The following is a 16,695-nucleotide window of genomic DNA, read 5'->3' on the forward strand; positions in this document are numbered from 1 at the left end:
CGTGAAGTGGAGCAACCTCGCCCTGCTGCCTCTTTTTGCCGTCATTGGCCTGGTCCAGGTGGTGTGCAGCGCCACCGACAGCCTCTTCTACCTGACGCAGTTGACGATGTCGGCCTACTATTCGCTGCTCATCATCGGTCTCTGCGTGCTGATGGGCTATGCCGGCCAGATCTCGATGGGCCATGCCGGTTTTTTCGCCATCGGCGGCTACCTGGCGGCGGCCCTGACCACCCGGAGTCTCGTCGCCTTCCAGGACACTCTCCTCGTGCGGCTGCTCGATGCCGCCGGCTGCCTGATCGCCGGCCAGGACATCTACGGCGAGGCCCAGCTGGTGGTGACGCCGTGGGCCGCCTGCGCCATCGCCGTCCTGACGGCCGCCGCCGTCGCCTTCCTGCTCGGCATTCCGGTCCTGAAGCTGAAGGGCCATTACCTGGCGATGGCCACCCTCGGTTTCGGCATCATCATCTACCGGATCGTCCTGGCCAGCAGCTATTTCGGCGAGGCCGACGGCATTTCCGGCGTTCCGGGGTTCACGCTGCTGCCGGGACTCAGTGTCAGCGGCGAGTTTTCCAGCCGGGTCGAAAACTACTACATCGCCTGGGGCGTGCTCCTCCTCGGCATGCTGCTGCTGCGCAACCTGATCGACTCGCGGGCCGGCCGGGCGCTCAGGGCGATCCATGGCTCGATCGAAGCGGCCGATGCGGTGGGCGTCGATACCGCCCGTTTCAAGCTCTATACCTTCGTGCTGTCGGCGGTCTTCGCCGCCCTCGCCGGGGTCCTGCTTACCCATTACAACGGCGGCATCGGCCCTTCCGAGGCCGGTATCATGAAATCGGTGCGCTATGTGGCGATCGTCGCCGTCGGCGGCATGGCTAACATCTGGGGCGCCATGATCATGGGGGTGGTTCTCAATTTCCTGTCGCTGCGCGGCCTGTTCGGCTCCTACGACGATGCGGTGTTCGGCCTGATCCTGATCCTCATCATGCTCTTCGCTCCCGGCGGGATCCTCAATCTTCGCCTCGGTGCCCTGTGGAACCGGGTTGGATCGAAGGCCAAGGGCAGGAAAGAGGGGGCATCCTGATGGCGCTCCTGCGATTGCAGCAACTGGGCAAGCGCTTCGGCGGCCTTCAGGCGGTCAACGATGTCAGCTTTTCACTGAAGGAAGGGGTGATCAAGGCGGTCATCGGTCCCAACGGGGCCGGCAAGACGACGCTGTTCAACCTGATCTCCGGGGCCCTCGCCCCCACCTCAGGCGAGGTCCGTTTTCACGGCAAGGCGATACAGGGACTGAAGCCGTACCGCATTGCCGCCCTCGGTATTGCCAGGACCTTCCAGAATATCAAGCTGTTCGCCGGGATGACGGCGCTCGAGAACGTGATGGTCGGCCGCCATGTCCAGTCGGGAGTCGGCTTTATCGCCTCGATGTTGCGGACGCCGCGCTGTCGCCGGGAGGAGTCGGCCATCCGGGCAAAGGCGCTGGAACTGCTTGATCTCCTCGGCATCGCCGACTGCGCCGACAGCGAGGCGACCAGTCTGTCCTTCGGCCAGCAACGTGCCGTCGAACTGGCCCGAGCCCTGGCCCTGGAACCGAAACTCCTCCTTCTCGACGAACCGGCGGCCGGTCTCAACATCTACGAGACCGCCGCGGTCGGCCGGCTGATCACCAGGATCAGGGACCTGGGGGTGACGATCCTCCTGGTCGAGCATGACATGTCGCTGGTCATGGATATCTCGGAGGAGATCGTGGTCCTCAGCTTCGGCGAGAAGATCGCCGAGGGATTGCCGGCCGAGATCCAGAAGGATCCGGAGGTGATCAAGGTGTATCTCGGTGAATAGGGGGACGGCGACGGGATGCTGAGAATACGGAATCTCGAGTCCGGTTACGGCCGGCTGCGGGTATTGAAGAATACCTCGATGCATGTCAATCCCGGCGAGATCGTTACCATTATCGGGGCCAACGGCGCCGGCAAGACCACCCTGCTGTCGACGATCGCCGGCCTCATCCGCGCCACTTCCGGGGAAATCCGCTTCCAGGGCCAGGAGCTCACCAGGCTGGCGGCCTCGAGAATACCGCGTCAGGGCTGCGTCATGGTACCCGAGGGACGGCAGGTCTTCGCCTCGATGACGGTGGAGGAGAACCTGCTGCTCGGCGGTCATTGTCTGGGCCGGGCGGGGCGAAGGGATCTGTCCGCGCTGCTCGAGCGCCAGTACGGTCTGTTTCCGATCCTCCGGGATCGCCGCAGTCAGTTTGCCGGGACCCTGTCCGGCGGCGAGCAGCAGATGCTGGCGATGGCCAGGGCCCTGATGTCGCGACCGTCGCTGCTGATGATGGACGAACCGTCGACCGGTCTGGCGCCGCTGATCGTCCGCGATATCTTCCAGATCATTGTCCGGCTGCGGCAGGAGGGCAACACCGTCCTCCTGGTCGAGCAGAACGCCAAGGCGGCGCTGGGCATCGCCGATCGCGGCTATGTGCTCGAAACCGGCAAGGTCATTCTCCAGGGATCCGCCGAGGACCTGCTGGCCAACAAGGATGTCCAGCGGGCCTATCTCGGCCGGGAAAAGATCGAATAGCCGGAACGTTCCGACAGCGGGCCTCCCCGGCGACAACCGGTTCCGCGGGGGCGGCGGAGTCCGGCCGGAGCCCCTGGAACCGGGGCCAGGGAACAATTTCAACTTCAGCCGGAGAAGATCCTATGTTTTGGGAAAAGGAACTTGAATGCATGGCCAGGGAGGACCTGGAGCAGCTCCAACTGGAACGGTTGCAGTCCACCCTCTACCGGGTGGGGACGCATGTGCCCTTTTATCGGCAGAAATTCAACGAGCTCAAGGTCGATTACGAGGCCATCACCTCGCTGGATGAACTGCGGCGGCTGCCGTTCACGACGAAGCAGGACCTGCGCAACAACTATCCCTACGGGCTTTTCGCCGTGCCCCTGCGCGACGTCGTCCGGGTCCACTCCTCGTCCGGGACGACCGGCATGGCCACCGTCGTCGGGTATACCCGAAACGATATCAGGACCTGGTCGAATCTGGCGGCGCGGATCCTGTGCAGCGCCGGGGTGACCGCCGACGACGTGATCCAGATCGCCTTCGGCTACGGGCTGTTCACCGGCGGCTTCGGTCTGCACTACGGCGCCGAACGGCTGGGGGCCTCGGTCATCCCGATCTCCTCCGGCAACACCAAACGCCAGATCCAGATCATGCAGGACTTCAAGACCACGGCCCTGGTCTGCACCCCGTCGTATGCCCTGAAGATCGCCGATGTGATGATGGAGATGGGGATCAATCCGAATGGTCTGTCGCTCAGGTACGGGCTGTTCGGCGCCGAACCATGGTCGGAGGCGATGCGGCGGGAGATCAACGAGCGCCTCGGCATCATCGCCACCGACAACTACGGCCTGTCGGAGGTCATGGGACCCGGGGTGGCCGGCGAGTGCCTGGAATGCAACGGCCTGCATCTCAATGAGGACCATTTCCTGGTCGAGATCCTTCACCCGGCGACCCTCGAGCCGGTGCCGCCCGGCGAGGTGGGGGAACTGGTCATCACCACCCTGACCAAGGAGGCCTTTCCGGTGATCCGCTACCGCACCCGCGACCTGGCCCGCTTCCTGCCCGGAGACTGCCCCTGCGGCCGGACCTTGAAGCGGATCAGCCGGATCATGGGGCGCTCCGACGACATGCTGATCATCAAGGGGGTCAATGTCTTTCCGACGCAGTTCGAGTCGGTGCTGTTTGAAATCGAGGGTACCCAGCCGCATTACCGGATCATCGTCGAGCGCGAGCGCAATGAGGACAAAGTGACGGTCATGGTCGAGGCGGTCGAGTCGATCTTCTTCGACGAGATGAAGAAGCAGCGGGCCCTGGTCGAGACGATCCAGCGCCGCCTGGCCTCGGAACTCGGGATCAGCGTCGAGGTGAAACTGGTCGAGGAGAAGACCCTGGAGCGGTTCGACGGCAAGGGCTCCCGGGTGATCGATAAGAGAGAGTTCTAGCCGTTCAGCCGGGAACTACCTTGTTCCAACCCACGGCCTGGATCGCCCGTCACGGTGGCCAGGCCTTTTGCATCCGAGGAAACCGAAACACCATGCGTTATCTGAACCGGGCCGCCGACTGCCTGCGACCACTGTCCATCGAGAGAGGTTTCCAGCCCCAGGCCGATGCCTCGGTGCTGATCAGGATGGGTCATACCCATGTCCTCTGTGCCGTCACGATCGAAGAGGCGGTGCCGCCCTTTCTCAAGGATCGGGGACAGGGCTGGATCACTGCCGAGTACGGCATGCTGCCCTGTGCCACCTCGACCCGTCATCGCCGCGAGACCGCGGGCCAATCCGGCCGCAGCCTCGAGATCCAGCGGTTGATCGGCCGCAGCCTGCGGATGATGGTCGACCTGAAGGCGCTCGGCGAACGGACCCTGCGGGTCGACTGCGACGTGCTCAACGCCGACGGCGGCACCCGCACCGCCTCGATCACCGGGGCGGCGCTGGCCGTCCGTGAGGCCATCGGCCGCTTGGTTGCCGACGGACGCCTGGCGGTGCTGCCGCCGGTCCTGCCGGTCGCCGCCGTTTCGGTCGGCCTGGTCGGCGGCCTGGCCTTGCTCGATCTCGACTACGCCGAGGACTCGGCGGCCGAGGCCGATGCCAATTTCGTCATGGCCGGTGACGGCCGCTGGATCGAGATCCAGTCGACGGCCGAGGGAGTCCCCTTTGCGCACGAGAGTTTTGTGGCGATGGCGGCGTTGGCGCGCAAGGGGATCACCGATCTCCTGGGACTCTGGGAGGACGGGCGGTAGCAAGCACGATCGCCCGGACGGATGGAAAGGGAATTCAAAAAACCGGTCCGCGGCACCGCCGAGTGGGCTGTCGCCACCGTCGACTGCGGCCTCGGCTGCCCCCACGGCTGCCGCTATTGCTACGCCCGCGCCAAGCAGGTCGACCGCCTGCGCCTGGTATCGGCGGCGGACTGGCCGACCTTCCGGATCGATGCCGGGGCCGTGCAGCGCCGGTACCCGTTGTATCCCGGCCAGGTGATGTTTCCGGCCCACCACGATATCGTCCCGGAAAATCTGGCTGTCTGCTGTGCCGTTCTGGTCAACCTGCTGGCGGCCGGCAATCGGGTGCTGGTGGTGTCGAAACCGCATCGCCGCTGCATCGAGGCACTGTGCCGGGAGTTGCAGCGGTTCCGGCGGCAGCTGCTCTTCCGGTTCACCATCACCGCCCGCGACGACGGCATCCTGTCGTTCTGGGAACCGCAGGCGCCGGGGTATGCCGAGCGTCGGGCCAGTCTCGCTTTGGCCTTCAACCAGGGATTCGCGACCTCGGTGAGCGTCGAGCCGATGCTCGACAGCGGTGATGTGGTGGCAATGGTCCATGACCTGTTGCCGGTGGTCAGCCACTCGATCTGGATCGGCAAAATGAACCGGATCGGCGAACGGGTGCTCTGTGATTCGCCGGAGATGGCCCGGGAGATCGAGCAGATCGAACGGCAGCAGGATGATGCCCGGATATGGGAGATTTATCGGCAACTCCGTGATCTGCCGACCATCCACTGGAAGGAATCAATCAAGGAGGTGGTCGGTCTCGAAGCGGCGGCCGTCCCAGGTCTGGATATATAATAACGAGGGGGAGAGCAATGCGGCGCAGCCAGTGCGAGGTGCAGGACAAGGAAAAGATCGAAGAGATTCTGGGGCGCTGCCGGATCGGCAGGCTGGCCACGGTCGGCGCCGATGGCTACCCTTATATCACCCCGCTCAACTATGTCTACTGGCAGGGGGCGATCTATTTCCACTGCGCCCGGAAAGGGGAAAAGCTCGACAACATCGCCGCCGACGCCAGGGTCTGCTTCGAGGTCGATATCCCGCTGGCCTACAAGGGGACCGATTGCGACCCCGAGGCCCCGGCCTGCCAGGTGCACCAGTTCTACCACTCGGTGGTCATCCGCGGCCGGGCTGAGGTCGTCACTGCGGTAGAGGAGAAGGTTGCCGCCCTCAACGCCCTGATGGCGGTCCACGAGGGGGAACCCGGGTTCAGCCGGATCACCGCTGCCGATCCGGAGGCGGCGGCTTGTCATGTGGTCGCCGTGCGGATTGAGAGAATGACTGGGAAGAGCGACCTGGCCCAGAAGAAGAACGAGGCCGACAAGGCCAGGATCCGCGCCTATCTCGAGAAACGGGGCCTGCCGGGTGACCTGGAGGCGTCCCGGTTGATCCGCTGATGCCCCCCGTCGTCCTGTTTGACTGGGGGGACACCATGATGCGGGATTTCCATCAGTATTCCGGCAGGATGTGCGACTGGCCGGAGGTCGCCCCCATGTCCCTGGGGATTCAAGTTGTCCGTACGCTGGGTGAACTCTACCGGCAAGAGATGGGGAACAGTTCCGGCATCAGGGTTGCTGCCCCGGCGGTGATTGTCCGACAACCTTAACCGGCAATGCGATCTAACCAACCGTACCCGTCTACCGGTAGCGATTGAATACCGGCTATACTCTCGTAAGATTCCAGCGCATTATTGGAGGACTGCACGTCGATATTCCTCCGAGGGCTCTCTTCCTTTCAACTTTCATGATACATCGCGCCTCGACAGTATAATAACCGATACGATCTGTTGCGGTCAGAACCGGCATATCTGATCAATTCCGCCATGCACCAGGGGAAATCAATCGCCTGAGACAGGCTGGAAGAGATCTGAAGGGGTGATCGGAGCCTCCTCTTGCTTCGATAATAATCAGCTGGCCGACTTATATATTTGACAAGGAAGAACCTTGCTTCTATTATTTTACTAAACGTTCGTTTAGTTTCTGAGTGGCCTTTAACCAAGGTGATTCAATGAGTCAATTTATCGGCAAGGGAGGAAAACGGGAAGAGATTATGGAATTGTCAGTGCCCCTCTTCGCGGTGTTCGGCTACGATGGGGTTTCCATGCGGGACGTCGCTGCCGTCTGCGGTCTCACTCCGGCAGCACTTTACTATCACTTTTCCCACAAGGAGGATCTCTATCTAGAGGTTGTGGCGCATGCATTCAGGGAAAAGTCGACTGCCCTGTTAATCAATCTCAAGGACTCTGATTCACCGTGGGTGCAACTCGAGAATTTCATTACCAACCTGGCCGATCTGGCGGCAAAGGACGAAGACTTCCTGCGTCTTATGCAATGGGTGAGACTGGACAGCGAAGAGGTGCGGCAGCAAAAGCTGGCGACCCATGTCTTCAAGGATCTCTTTCTCGCTGTGCATGCATTGGTGGCCAAATTGAATACTCGTTACGATCCCTATATGCTTTCCATGTCGATCATCCATCTGGTGCTCATCCCTTCTGAGGGGAAAAAGATTCGTAAGTTCATGCCGGGATACAGGCCTGAACATGATCAGCCTGATCTGTTGGCAAGACATGTCATCGATCTGCTGCGAATGGGGTTATTCGAATACCGTACTTCTGATTAGAAGGTGCTGTATCAGTTTTTGGCCAATCCGTGCCATAGTACTCATCGGGAAGAGGATCTGTAGCTCTGCCGGCAACTGGTGGAAAGATTCCCGGAAGGACAGTTGACGTATCAACACATTTTCAAAGGGGAAGGAATGCGGGTAAACAGGATTGGTCTGGTGCTCATTGTTTTTGTTGGCTGCCTTCTCCACATGCCGACAGACGGGGTGTCGGCAGCAACGGGCGCGTATTCGGCGGGAATGCGTGTCGGTGATTCGATTAATGGAGAAGAAATCGAGCAGTATGACATCTTCGTCGCCAGGAAATTGCCGTGGAGTCGACAGCTTTCATCCGGCTGGAATCTCGGTACTCTGTGTGAATTTTCTGTGAACGTCCTGAACCGGGATGAAGAGGATGGATTGAGCGCCTCTATTTCCACCGACTTATTGCTGACTTCCCCTCAACACAAAGTAGTCTATTTCGCAGGAGTCGGGGCTGGCGCCATGGAAGACTCGGTTCTGGGTGATTACGACTTCGGGGGGCTCTATTTTTCCTATCCCATGCAGGAGTCAGATTGCCCCTGTCCTCCATCTTCTCTGTCGCCGTACGATTGTCCCATCAGTCGAATGGCAGCATTTATGACAAGAACCCGAGTTTGAACCTCGCCCAGATCGAACTTCGTTTCACTTTCTGATGTGGATCTCGACAGGAAGTGGAGAGAAAATCAACAACTTGCCCGGAAAATGATCGCGCTAACCCATCAGGTCAATTGGCTTGATTCCATTGTCATGCAAGCGCAACTGCAACATATTGGTGGAGCGGCAATCATGCGTTGGGAATGACAGGTTCTATAGGATAGAAACATGTCGGGGAAAAACCTGAGACAGGTTGTCACAGGGCGACGCTCCAACAGACTGCACGAGCGGAGGAAATTTCCTATGGTAAAGGAAGGCGGAAATATCATAACAAGAAACATACTCCTGCTATTCCTGTTTGTGACGTACTGCTGGTGTCGTCTTTCGACAAGACGGAATGCGGCGTCCCGGCAGCCCTGCAACATCAAGAATCGAACGATTTGATGCGTGACCAGGGAACACGCCGTCCACAAAGATGGAGGTTTTTTGATGGGTAATCTGAATGGAAAACGGCTATGGCTGATCGTCGCTGTCGCCGTGGCCGCTGGTGCTTTCTACTCCTGGCGATACATGCAACCGAAAGCATCGGAAGATAGTTTGGTCAGTGGTAACGGCAGGATCGAAGCGGTTGAGCTCGATATCGCCGCCAAGAGCGCCGGCCGCATCCAGGAAATCCTGGCGGATGAGGGCGATTTTGTGACCGCCGGACAGATTCTGGCACGCATGGATACCCAGCAACTTGAGGCGCAGCGTCGCGAGGCCGAGGCCCAATTGCAGCAGGCCCATTATGCAGTCGAAACGGCCAAGAGCCAGGTCAACCAGAGACTGAGCGAAAAGGAGGCCGCTTTGGCCGGGCTCGCCCAGCGCAAGGCCGAACTGGAGGCATTGCGAAAACGACTGAATCGCTTTGAGGTCCTGGCGAAAAAGGATGCGATTGCGGTGCAAGAGCTTGATGATGTTCGGGCCCGCTTTCTGAGCGGACAGGCAGCCGTCAGTGCCGCCGAGGCCCAGATTGCGGCAACCGAGGCGGCTGTAGCGACGGCCAGATCGCAAATTCTTGGCAGTCGGTCGGCGATAACAGCGGTAGAGGCCAGTATTGAACGCCTGCAGGTTGATATTGAAGATGGCGCCCTCAAGGCGCCCTGCGATGGCCGCATTCAGTACCGGGTGGCTCAGCCGGGTGAAATTTTGGCCGGAGGCGGCAAGATTCTCAATCTGGTCAATCTCTGGGATGTGTACATGACATTTTTCCTGCCGACCGCTGTTGCCGGGAAAATAGAACTTGGCTCTGAAGTCCATCTGGTGCTCGACGCCGCACCCCAGTTTGTAGTTCCGGCACGGATTTCCTTTGTCGCCGATGTTGCCCAGTTTACCCCCAAGACTGTGGAAACAGCCAGTGAGCGGGAAAAGTTGATGTTCCGGGTCAAGGCCCGAATCGATCCCGAATTGCTGAAAACCAATATAACCCGGGTGAAAACGGGCCTGCCCGGCATGGCGTATGTCCGTCTGGACCAAAGCCGTGCCTGGCCGTCCCACCTGCAGGTCAAACTGCCCGAGGCACCAACGACGCAACCATGAAAAATGACCAGGCAATTTCACCGGTCGCGCGTCTGCTGGGGGTCAGCCAGCGCTACGGCAAGACCCTGGCGCTGGATGCTGTCGACCTGGAATTGCCGGCCGGCTGCATGGTCGGGGTCATCGGCCCCGATGGCGTAGGCAAGTCGACGCTGTTGTCACTGATTGCCGGTTCAAAACGGATCCAGTCCGGTCAGGTTCATGTGCTGGGTGGCAGCATGGCCGACAGGGGCCATCGTCAGGCGGTTTGCCCACAGGTGGCCTACATGCCCCAGGGATTGGGCAGGAATCTCTATCCGACGTTGTCGGTGTTCGAGAATGTCGATTTTTTTTCCCGTTTGTTCGGCCAAGGCCGTCAGGAGCGTGAACGGCGCATCAATGAGCTGTTGCAGACAACCGGCCTGGGGCCTTTTGCCGGTCGTCCCGCCGGTAAGCTCTCCGGCGGCATGAAACAGAAACTGGGGCTCTGCTGCGCCCTGATCCACGATCCGGAACTCCTTATCCTCGACGAGCCCACAACCGGCGTCGACCCGTTGTCGCGACGCCAGTTCTGGGGGCTGATCGACCGTATTCGGAGCAAACAGCCGGGCATGAGCGTACTGGTAGCCACTGCCTACATGGAGGAGGCAGCGCGTTTCGACTGGCTGGTGACGATGAACGGCGGGCGGGTTCTTGCCACCGGCGCCCCGAAAACACTGCTGGCGCAGACCGGAGCCGCGACGCTGGAGGAGGCGTTCATCGCCCTGCTGCCTCAGTCGCAGCGGGACGGCCACCAATCGGTCATCATCCCGCCCCGTCAGGACGACGCAACCGGAGAAGCTGCCATCGAGGCCCACGACCTGACCATGCGCTTTGGGAATTTCACCGCCGTCGATCATGTAAGCTTCCGAATCGACCGGGGAGAGATCTTCGGCTTCCTCGGTTCCAACGGCTGCGGCAAGACCACCACCATGAAGATGCTCACCGGCCTGTTGCCCGCCAGCGAGGGACAAGCCTGGCTGTTCGGCCGTCCGGTGGACTCGCACGATATCGACACCAGGCGGCGGGTCGGCTATATGACTCAGTCCTTCTCCCTGTATGGCGAGTTGACGGTGCGGCAGAACCTGGTCCTCCATGCCCGCCTGTTCAAAATACCGGAAGAACGTATTGCCACTCGGGTACAGGAGATGGTGCGGCGTTTCGGTCTGGAAAAGGTTCTGGAGAGCCTCCCCAACGCCCTGCCGCTTGGCCTGAGACAGCGGCTCTCCCTGGCGGTGGCGATGATCCACGGGCCGGAGATGCTGATCCTCGACGAACCGACTTCGGGGGTTGATCCGATTGCCCGGGACGCCTTCTGGCGGATGATGATCGACCTGGCGCGCCGGGACAAGGTGACCATCTTCATCTCCACCCATTTCATGAACGAGGCCGAACGGTGCGACCGGATCTCGTTGATGCACGCGGGCCGGGTGCTGGTCAGCGATGCACCGGCGGCGCTGATCGAGAAGCGCGGGACCAGGACGTTGGAGGAGGCCTTCATCAGCTATCTTGAAGAGGCGGCTGATACAGGCGAGAAGAGGCCTGCAGCGGCTGCCGGGAGGGTGGCCGTCGCTGCTCCCCGGCTCGGGGAGCAGCCCCCGGCCTTGGCTGCACCGAGCGGTTGGTTCAGTCTCCGTCGCCTGCTCAGCTATACCCGGCGAGAATCCCTTGAGTTGCGACGGGATCCGATCCGCCTGACCCTGGCTTTGCTGGGCAGCGTCATATTGATGTTCGTCATGGGCTACGGCATCAGCCTGGATGTTGAGGATCTCGCCTTTGCGGTGCTCGACCGGGATCAAACCGCCACCAGCCACAATTACGTCCTCAATCTCGCCGGTTCGCGCTACTTCATCGAACGTCCTCCTATCAGTGATTACGCTGAGTTGGATCAGCGCATGCGGGCCGGTGAGATCAGCTTGGCCATCGAACTGCCGCCCGGCTTCGCCCGTGACATGCAACGCGGCACTCCGGTTGCCGTCGGCGCCTGGATTGACGGGGCCATGCCGACCCGGGCTGAAACGGTACGCGGCTATGTCCAGGGAATGCATTCCCACTGGCTGTCGACCATGGCGCGACAGGCCTCCGGCACCAAGGTAACCGCCGGAGCGGCCACGATCGAGACCCGCTTCCGCTACAATCCGGATGTGAAAAGCCTGCCGGCCATGGTGCCGGCAGTGATTCCTCTGCTGTTGATGATGATTCCGGCCATGCTGTCGGCGTTGTCGGTCGTGCGGGAAAAGGAGCTGGGCTCCATCGTCAATCTCTACGTCACCCCGGTGACCCGGCTGGAGTTCCTGCTCGGCAAGCAGATACCCTATGTGCTGCTGGCGATGATCAACTTTCTGCTTCTGACCATGCTGGCAGTTGCCCTGTTTCAAGTCCCGGTCAAGGGAAATTTTCCGACCCTGGCACTTGCGGCACTTCTGTATGTCATTGCCGCCACCGGGTTCGGGCTGGTGATCTCGACCTTTATGCGCAGCCAGGTGGCTGCCCTGTTCGGAACTGCCGTCCTGACCCTCCTGCCGGCGGTCCAGTTCTCCGGGATGATCGATCCGGTCTCTTCCTTGGAAGGGGTCGGCGCCGCCATCGGCGGGGTCTACCCTACCACCCATTTCCTGACCATCGCACGCGGGACCTTCTCCAAGGGACTCGGGTTCCATGATCTCCAGGCTTCGTTTGTTCCTCTGCTTCTGGCCGTGCCCATCCTGATCGTTCTGGGCACAGTCCTGCTCAGGAAACAGGAGCATTGATCATGCGCACCGCCAACATTCTCCACCTCGGCATCAAAGAGCTGCGCAGTCTGCTGCGTGACCCGATGATGGTGGTGCTGATCGTCTACTCTTTCAGCTTTTCCATTTACACTGCCGCCACGGCCATGCCCGAGACCCTGCACAAGGCGCCCATCGCCATTGTCGACGAGGACCGCTCCCAGCTGTCAGAGCGAATTATCGACGCCTTTTATCCGCCATACTTCGCCCCGCCGGCGTTGATCATGCAGGCGGAGATGGACGCCCGGATGGATGCCGGCCTGGATACCTTCGCCGTCAATATTCCACCGGATTTCCAGCGTGACGTGCTGGCCGGACGCGCTCCCGCCATCCAGCTCAATATCGACGCCACCAGGATGAGCCAGGCCTTCACCGGCAACGGCTATGTCCAATCCATTATCGGCAGCGAGGTGAGCGCCTTTGTGCAAGGCTACCGGTCGAATGCGACCCCGACAGTGGATCTGGTCTTGCGGGCGCGTTTCAACCCCGAGATGAACAAGACATGGTTCGGAGGTGTCATGGAAATCATCAGCAGTATTACCATGCTCTCCATCGTCCTGACCGGAGCGGCTCTGATCCGCGAGCGCGAACATGGCACGGTCGAGCACCTGCTGGTGATGCCGGTCACCCCCTTCGAGATCATGGCCGGCAAGGTGTGGGCAATGGCGCTGGTGGTCCTCGTCGCCTCGGCCTGTTCGTTGCTCTTTGTGGTCCAGGGACTGCTGAAGGTTCCGATCGAAGGCTCTATCCCCCTCTTTCTCGGCGGAACGGCGCTGCATCTGTTCGCCACCACGTCGCTCGGGATCTTTCTCGGTACGCTGGCGCGCACGATGCCGCAATTCGGCCTGCTGCTGATGCTGGTTCTGCTGCCGCTGCAGATCCTTTCCGGGAGCGTCACCCCCCGCGAAAGCATGCCCGGCTTTGTCCAGGCAGGCATGCTCGCGGCGCCGAATACCCACTTCGTTATGCTGGCCCAGGCGATCCTGTATCGTGGTGCCGGGTTCGAGGTTGTGTGGCCACAGTTCATCAGCCTGGTTCTGATTGGGCTGTCCTTATTCGCCCTTTCCCTGGCGCGGTTCCGCAAGACGCTGGCGACGATGGCTTGATTGGTGTCCGGAGCGGTGACGATTCCCGGGAACTGACTGGCCGTTTATGCCGATTTCTCCTCTTCCGCCAGAAAGGGGGCATAGAGCTTCTCGCGCACCAGATCGGTGAAATGACGGACATCGCTGTCCGCAACATTCATTTCCAGCAAGGCCTGACGGGTGATCTCCAGCCCGGCCTCGAATTCCGGCTGGACCACCCCGCGCACCCCGAGATCCCGCAGCAGCCGCATGTGTTCCCGCCCGCCCGAGCGGGCAACGATATGCAGCCCCGGGTTGAGCGCCAGGGCCTGCTCGGCGATGGTCTTGGTGGTGATCGGTGAGGGGGTGGTGATGATCAGCAGCCGGGCCTTCTCGATCGAGGCCGCCTCGAGCACCAGATGCTGGCTGGCATCACCGAAGACCAGCGGCATCTTGATCTCCTTGAAATGGTCGACCTGGAGACTGTTGAACTCGATGATGACGAAATCGAGGCCCAGGTGTTTCAGAACCTGGGCGGTATAGGCCCCGGTCTGGCCGCCGCCGGCAATGACGACATGGTCGTGCAGTCCCGATTCGGGGATGTTGACGGTCTGCAGGATTTCATGGCGGAACCATTTTTTCTTCAGGGCGTACAGGGGTGCCGTCAGGCTCGACAACGCCGGGGTCAGGAGCATCGTGAAGATGGCGGTGTTGAGCATCAGGGCGTAAAGATCGTTGTCGATCGATTTGCTGCTCAGGCCGACGCCGGCCAGGACGAAGGAGAACTCGCCGATCTGGAACAGACCGAAGCCGACGGCGAGGGGGATAACGTTGCCGTAGCCGAAAAAACTGACCAAAGTCGCAAAAATAAACCCCTTGCCGACAACGATCAGCAGCACCAGCAGCAGGATCTCCTTGAAGTGGGCGAAGAGAAAGGACGGGTCGAGCAGCATCCCCACCGAGACGAAGAACAGCAGGCCGAAGATGTCGCGCAGCGGGATGATCTCGCTTAAGGCCTGGTGACTGTACTCCGACTCGCTCAGGATCATGCCGGCGACAAAGGCGCCGAAGGCGAAGGACAGGCCGGACAGGTAGGTGGCGTACCCGACGCCGAGACCGATGGCGGTGACCGAGAGGAGAAAGAGTTCGCGCGAGTTCCAGGAGGCGATGTAAGTCAGCAGTCGGGGGATCAGTCTGGTGCCGACGACGACCATCGTCGCCAGGAAGGCGGCGGCCTTCAAGGCGGCCCAGGCGACGAGCGGCAGGCCGGCCTCGGGGTCGCTGATCTGGGGGAGGATGATCATCAGCGGGATGACCGCGAGGTCCTGGACGATCAGCATGCCGATCATCACCCGGCTCGACAGGGTTCCCATCAGGCCGCGCGCCATCATGGTCTTGAGAATCACCATGGTGCTGGAGAGCGACATGATCGATCCGATCCACAGCGAGGGGATGCGGTCATAGCCGAGCCAGCGGCCGGCGGCGTAACCGTAGGCGATGGTCAGCAGCATCTGGATCGGCGTCCCGATCAGGGCGACATGGCGGACCGGCTGCAGGTCGCGGAAGGAAAACTCGAGGCCGAGGGCGAAGAGCAGCAGGGCGACGCCGATCTCCGCCAGCAGTCCGATGTCGTGGATCTCCGAGACCGTGATCCCGCCGGTGTTGGGGCCGACCAGGATGCCGGCGAGGATATAGCCGAGGATCAGGGGCTGCCTGAGCCTCTGGGCAATGAGACCGCCCAGCAGGGCGGCGACGACGATGATGGCGATGTCGGCGGCAATTCCCATGTTCACTTCACGGATTGGTTGGTGACGGCATATCGGCACCCCGGCACAGACGGAACCGGCCGGCGGCCGTACGGTAGCGCCAGGATGTGAGATCGAGACGGCCGGGAGGGTTGGAGCGGTCGGCGTCCGGTTGGACTCTGCTGCAGTGATTGCTGTTATTCGGCAGAATAGGATGACCTGTCGCTCATCCCCCGGTGCGATGTTCGCCGACCTGGATCCTGTCCGGCCATCGACCGGAAAGAGCCGCTATCACATGTTCCGGAGAATATCCTTGACCGTCTTGCCATCGACAGCGCTGCCGAAATGGGCCATGATCGGTTTCATCGCCTGCATCTTGTTGGCGTAGGTCGAGAAATCGATGTTGGAATTGATCCAGGCGACGATTTCGTCCCTGCCGGCCTGACGGGGCAGATAGCCTTCCATGATCGTCAGAAAATCGGATGTCTCCTGTTTTGCCGATGCCAGGAACTCTTTTTCGGATTTGATCAATTTCTTGATAATGGCGATCACCTGATCATCGGTCAGGGTTTTCTGCGGCTGACGCTGGAATTCACCGATCAGAATGCGGACCGCGCCGGTTCTGGCCGCGTCTCTGGCCTTGATGGCGGTCTTCAACTCCGCCTGGATTGTTTCCTGTAGACTCATTGTGTTCCTCTCTGGCGGCAGTGCAATTTTATCGCAGGCGTTGTTGGGTGTTCTTGAAATCTCCGTGAATTCGAGGGCCTGATGAACGACCGGATTGAACTCATCCCGCCAGAATACCCAGTTTGACGACAAAAGTAAACAATTCCCATGTGTTCAGATATGTATCACGGTGTTTTGCCACAAGAAGAGGGGTGGCGGCAACGCAACTGCAACCGTGGGGATCTCCGCCGACAGGATGGAGTTGCCACGGAGTGCCGGCACTCTTGTCGCCAAGTCCCCTCGGCTTTGAGATCGGCGAAATATGTCCGGGCCGGTTATCGGAGGTGATGAGCGCCGATGCATGAACGTTCCTCGAACCTCTTTCTCGATCCTATCGTAAAGTACTTTGCGATACAACCATTGGCGAAGAAGTTTCCATCATCTTGAGGATCCCTGGCGGTTTTTTGTTTTACTCACATCATCCATCAATTTAGTTCAAACGAAATTGATTTTGGCGGCGATCTGCAGCGCATCCCGTTGATACCTGGTCTACAAGGATACCATCCCGCAGGTAAAGCGGATGAGTTGCATTGAGAAAGATAAGATGAGAATTAGTCTCACTTTTTCTTTGTGAAAAATAGTTGACGAATGAAAAATTATGGAATAATGGTTTATCTAAATACTTAATGCACTTTATTTGTAAAATTGATGTATATACTTCATTTACAAAATTGATAAGTGCATCCAGGTCACCATCAGGAGAGGTGGCCGGTATCCTTATCTTTGCAGATCCTGAAAGCGCTTTGTTG

15 protein-coding genes are annotated in these 16,695 nt (G+C 60.2%); 13 read left to right on the forward strand and 2 right to left on the reverse strand.

Translation table 11 applies throughout. From position 1 onward, the window contains the following. Position 1: 1 nt before the first annotated feature. From ACWGKN_RS00820 to ACWGKN_RS00880, 13 genes are all read left to right on the forward strand, one after another. A complete protein-coding gene (locus ACWGKN_RS00820) occupies positions 2 to 1,081 on the forward strand; it encodes a branched-chain amino acid ABC transporter permease (protein WP_035233635.1) in 1,080 nt (359 codons plus the stop codon). Further along, positions 1,081 to 1,836 (forward strand): ABC transporter ATP-binding protein, encoded by a 756-nt coding sequence (locus ACWGKN_RS00825; protein WP_035233632.1) that lies wholly within the window; start codon positions 1,081 to 1,083, stop codon positions 1,834 to 1,836. The genes ACWGKN_RS00820 and ACWGKN_RS00825 overlap by 1 nt, the downstream gene beginning before the upstream one ends. 15 nt (positions 1,837 to 1,851) lie before the next feature. After that, positions 1,852 to 2,574 carry an ABC transporter ATP-binding protein gene (locus ACWGKN_RS00830; RefSeq protein ID WP_452094494.1) on the forward strand — a complete coding sequence of 241 codons (723 nt, stop codon included), beginning with the start codon at positions 1,852 to 1,854 and terminating at the stop codon, positions 2,572 to 2,574. A 122-nt stretch (positions 2,575 to 2,696) separates the two neighbouring features. Continuing rightward, positions 2,697 to 3,995, forward strand: a complete 1,299-nt coding sequence (locus tag ACWGKN_RS00835) for a phenylacetate--CoA ligase family protein (RefSeq protein WP_035233629.1) — start codon at positions 2,697 to 2,699, stop codon at positions 3,993 to 3,995. Positions 3,996 to 4,087: 92 nt separating this feature from the next. Next, positions 4,088 to 4,792 carry a ribonuclease PH gene (rph, locus tag ACWGKN_RS00840; protein WP_452094495.1) on the forward strand — a complete coding sequence of 235 codons (705 nt, stop codon included), beginning with the start codon at positions 4,088 to 4,090 and terminating at the stop codon, positions 4,790 to 4,792. A gap of 21 nt (positions 4,793 to 4,813) precedes the next feature. After that, entirely contained in the window at positions 4,814 to 5,614 is an 801-nt protein-coding gene (locus ACWGKN_RS00845) for a hypothetical protein (RefSeq protein WP_452094496.1), read from the forward strand. 17 nt (positions 5,615 to 5,631) lie between these two features. Continuing rightward, positions 5,632 to 6,213 (forward strand): pyridoxamine 5'-phosphate oxidase family protein, encoded by a 582-nt coding sequence (locus ACWGKN_RS00850; protein WP_424254165.1) that lies wholly within the window; start codon positions 5,632 to 5,634, stop codon positions 6,211 to 6,213. Then, positions 6,213 to 6,422 (forward strand): hypothetical protein, encoded by a 210-nt coding sequence (locus ACWGKN_RS00855; RefSeq protein ID WP_452094497.1) that lies wholly within the window; start codon positions 6,213 to 6,215, stop codon positions 6,420 to 6,422. Before ACWGKN_RS00850 ends, ACWGKN_RS00855 begins: the two co-directional genes overlap by 1 nt. A gap of 401 nt (positions 6,423 to 6,823) precedes the next feature. Beyond that, complete coding sequence (locus tag ACWGKN_RS00860) at positions 6,824 to 7,435, forward strand: TetR/AcrR family transcriptional regulator (protein ID WP_452094498.1); 612 nt, start codon at positions 6,824 to 6,826, stop codon at positions 7,433 to 7,435. Between the two features lie 554 nt (positions 7,436 to 7,989). Next, on the forward strand, positions 7,990 to 8,109 hold the full coding sequence (locus ACWGKN_RS00865; protein ID WP_452094499.1) for an acyloxyacyl hydrolase: 120 nt from the start codon (positions 7,990 to 7,992) through the stop codon (positions 8,107 to 8,109). A gap of 430 nt (positions 8,110 to 8,539) precedes the next feature. Next, positions 8,540 to 9,628 carry an HlyD family secretion protein gene (locus ACWGKN_RS00870; protein ID WP_035233618.1) on the forward strand — a complete coding sequence of 363 codons (1,089 nt, stop codon included), beginning with the start codon at positions 8,540 to 8,542 and terminating at the stop codon, positions 9,626 to 9,628. Continuing rightward, entirely contained in the window at positions 9,625 to 12,393 is a 2,769-nt protein-coding gene (gene rbbA / locus ACWGKN_RS00875; protein WP_452094500.1) for a ribosome-associated ATPase/putative transporter RbbA, read from the forward strand. Before ACWGKN_RS00870 ends, rbbA begins: the two co-directional genes overlap by 4 nt. Positions 12,394 to 12,395: 2 nt before the next feature. Next, positions 12,396 to 13,517 carry an ABC transporter permease gene (locus ACWGKN_RS00880; protein ID WP_035228793.1) on the forward strand — a complete coding sequence of 374 codons (1,122 nt, stop codon included), beginning with the start codon at positions 12,396 to 12,398 and terminating at the stop codon, positions 13,515 to 13,517. Between the two features lie 44 nt (positions 13,518 to 13,561). Here ACWGKN_RS00880 and ACWGKN_RS00885 read toward each other — a convergent pair whose 3' ends face one another. Continuing rightward, a complete protein-coding gene (locus ACWGKN_RS00885) occupies positions 13,562 to 15,262 on the reverse strand; it encodes a cation:proton antiporter (protein WP_424254153.1) in 1,701 nt (566 codons plus the stop codon). 249 nt (positions 15,263 to 15,511) lie between these two features. Then, positions 15,512 to 15,907 carry a GatB/YqeY domain-containing protein gene (locus tag ACWGKN_RS00890; protein WP_452094501.1) on the reverse strand — a complete coding sequence of 132 codons (396 nt, stop codon included), beginning with the start codon at positions 15,905 to 15,907 and terminating at the stop codon, positions 15,512 to 15,514. Positions 15,908 to 16,695 lie beyond the last annotated feature (788 nt).

The organism is Desulfoprunum sp. (assembly GCF_053613775.1).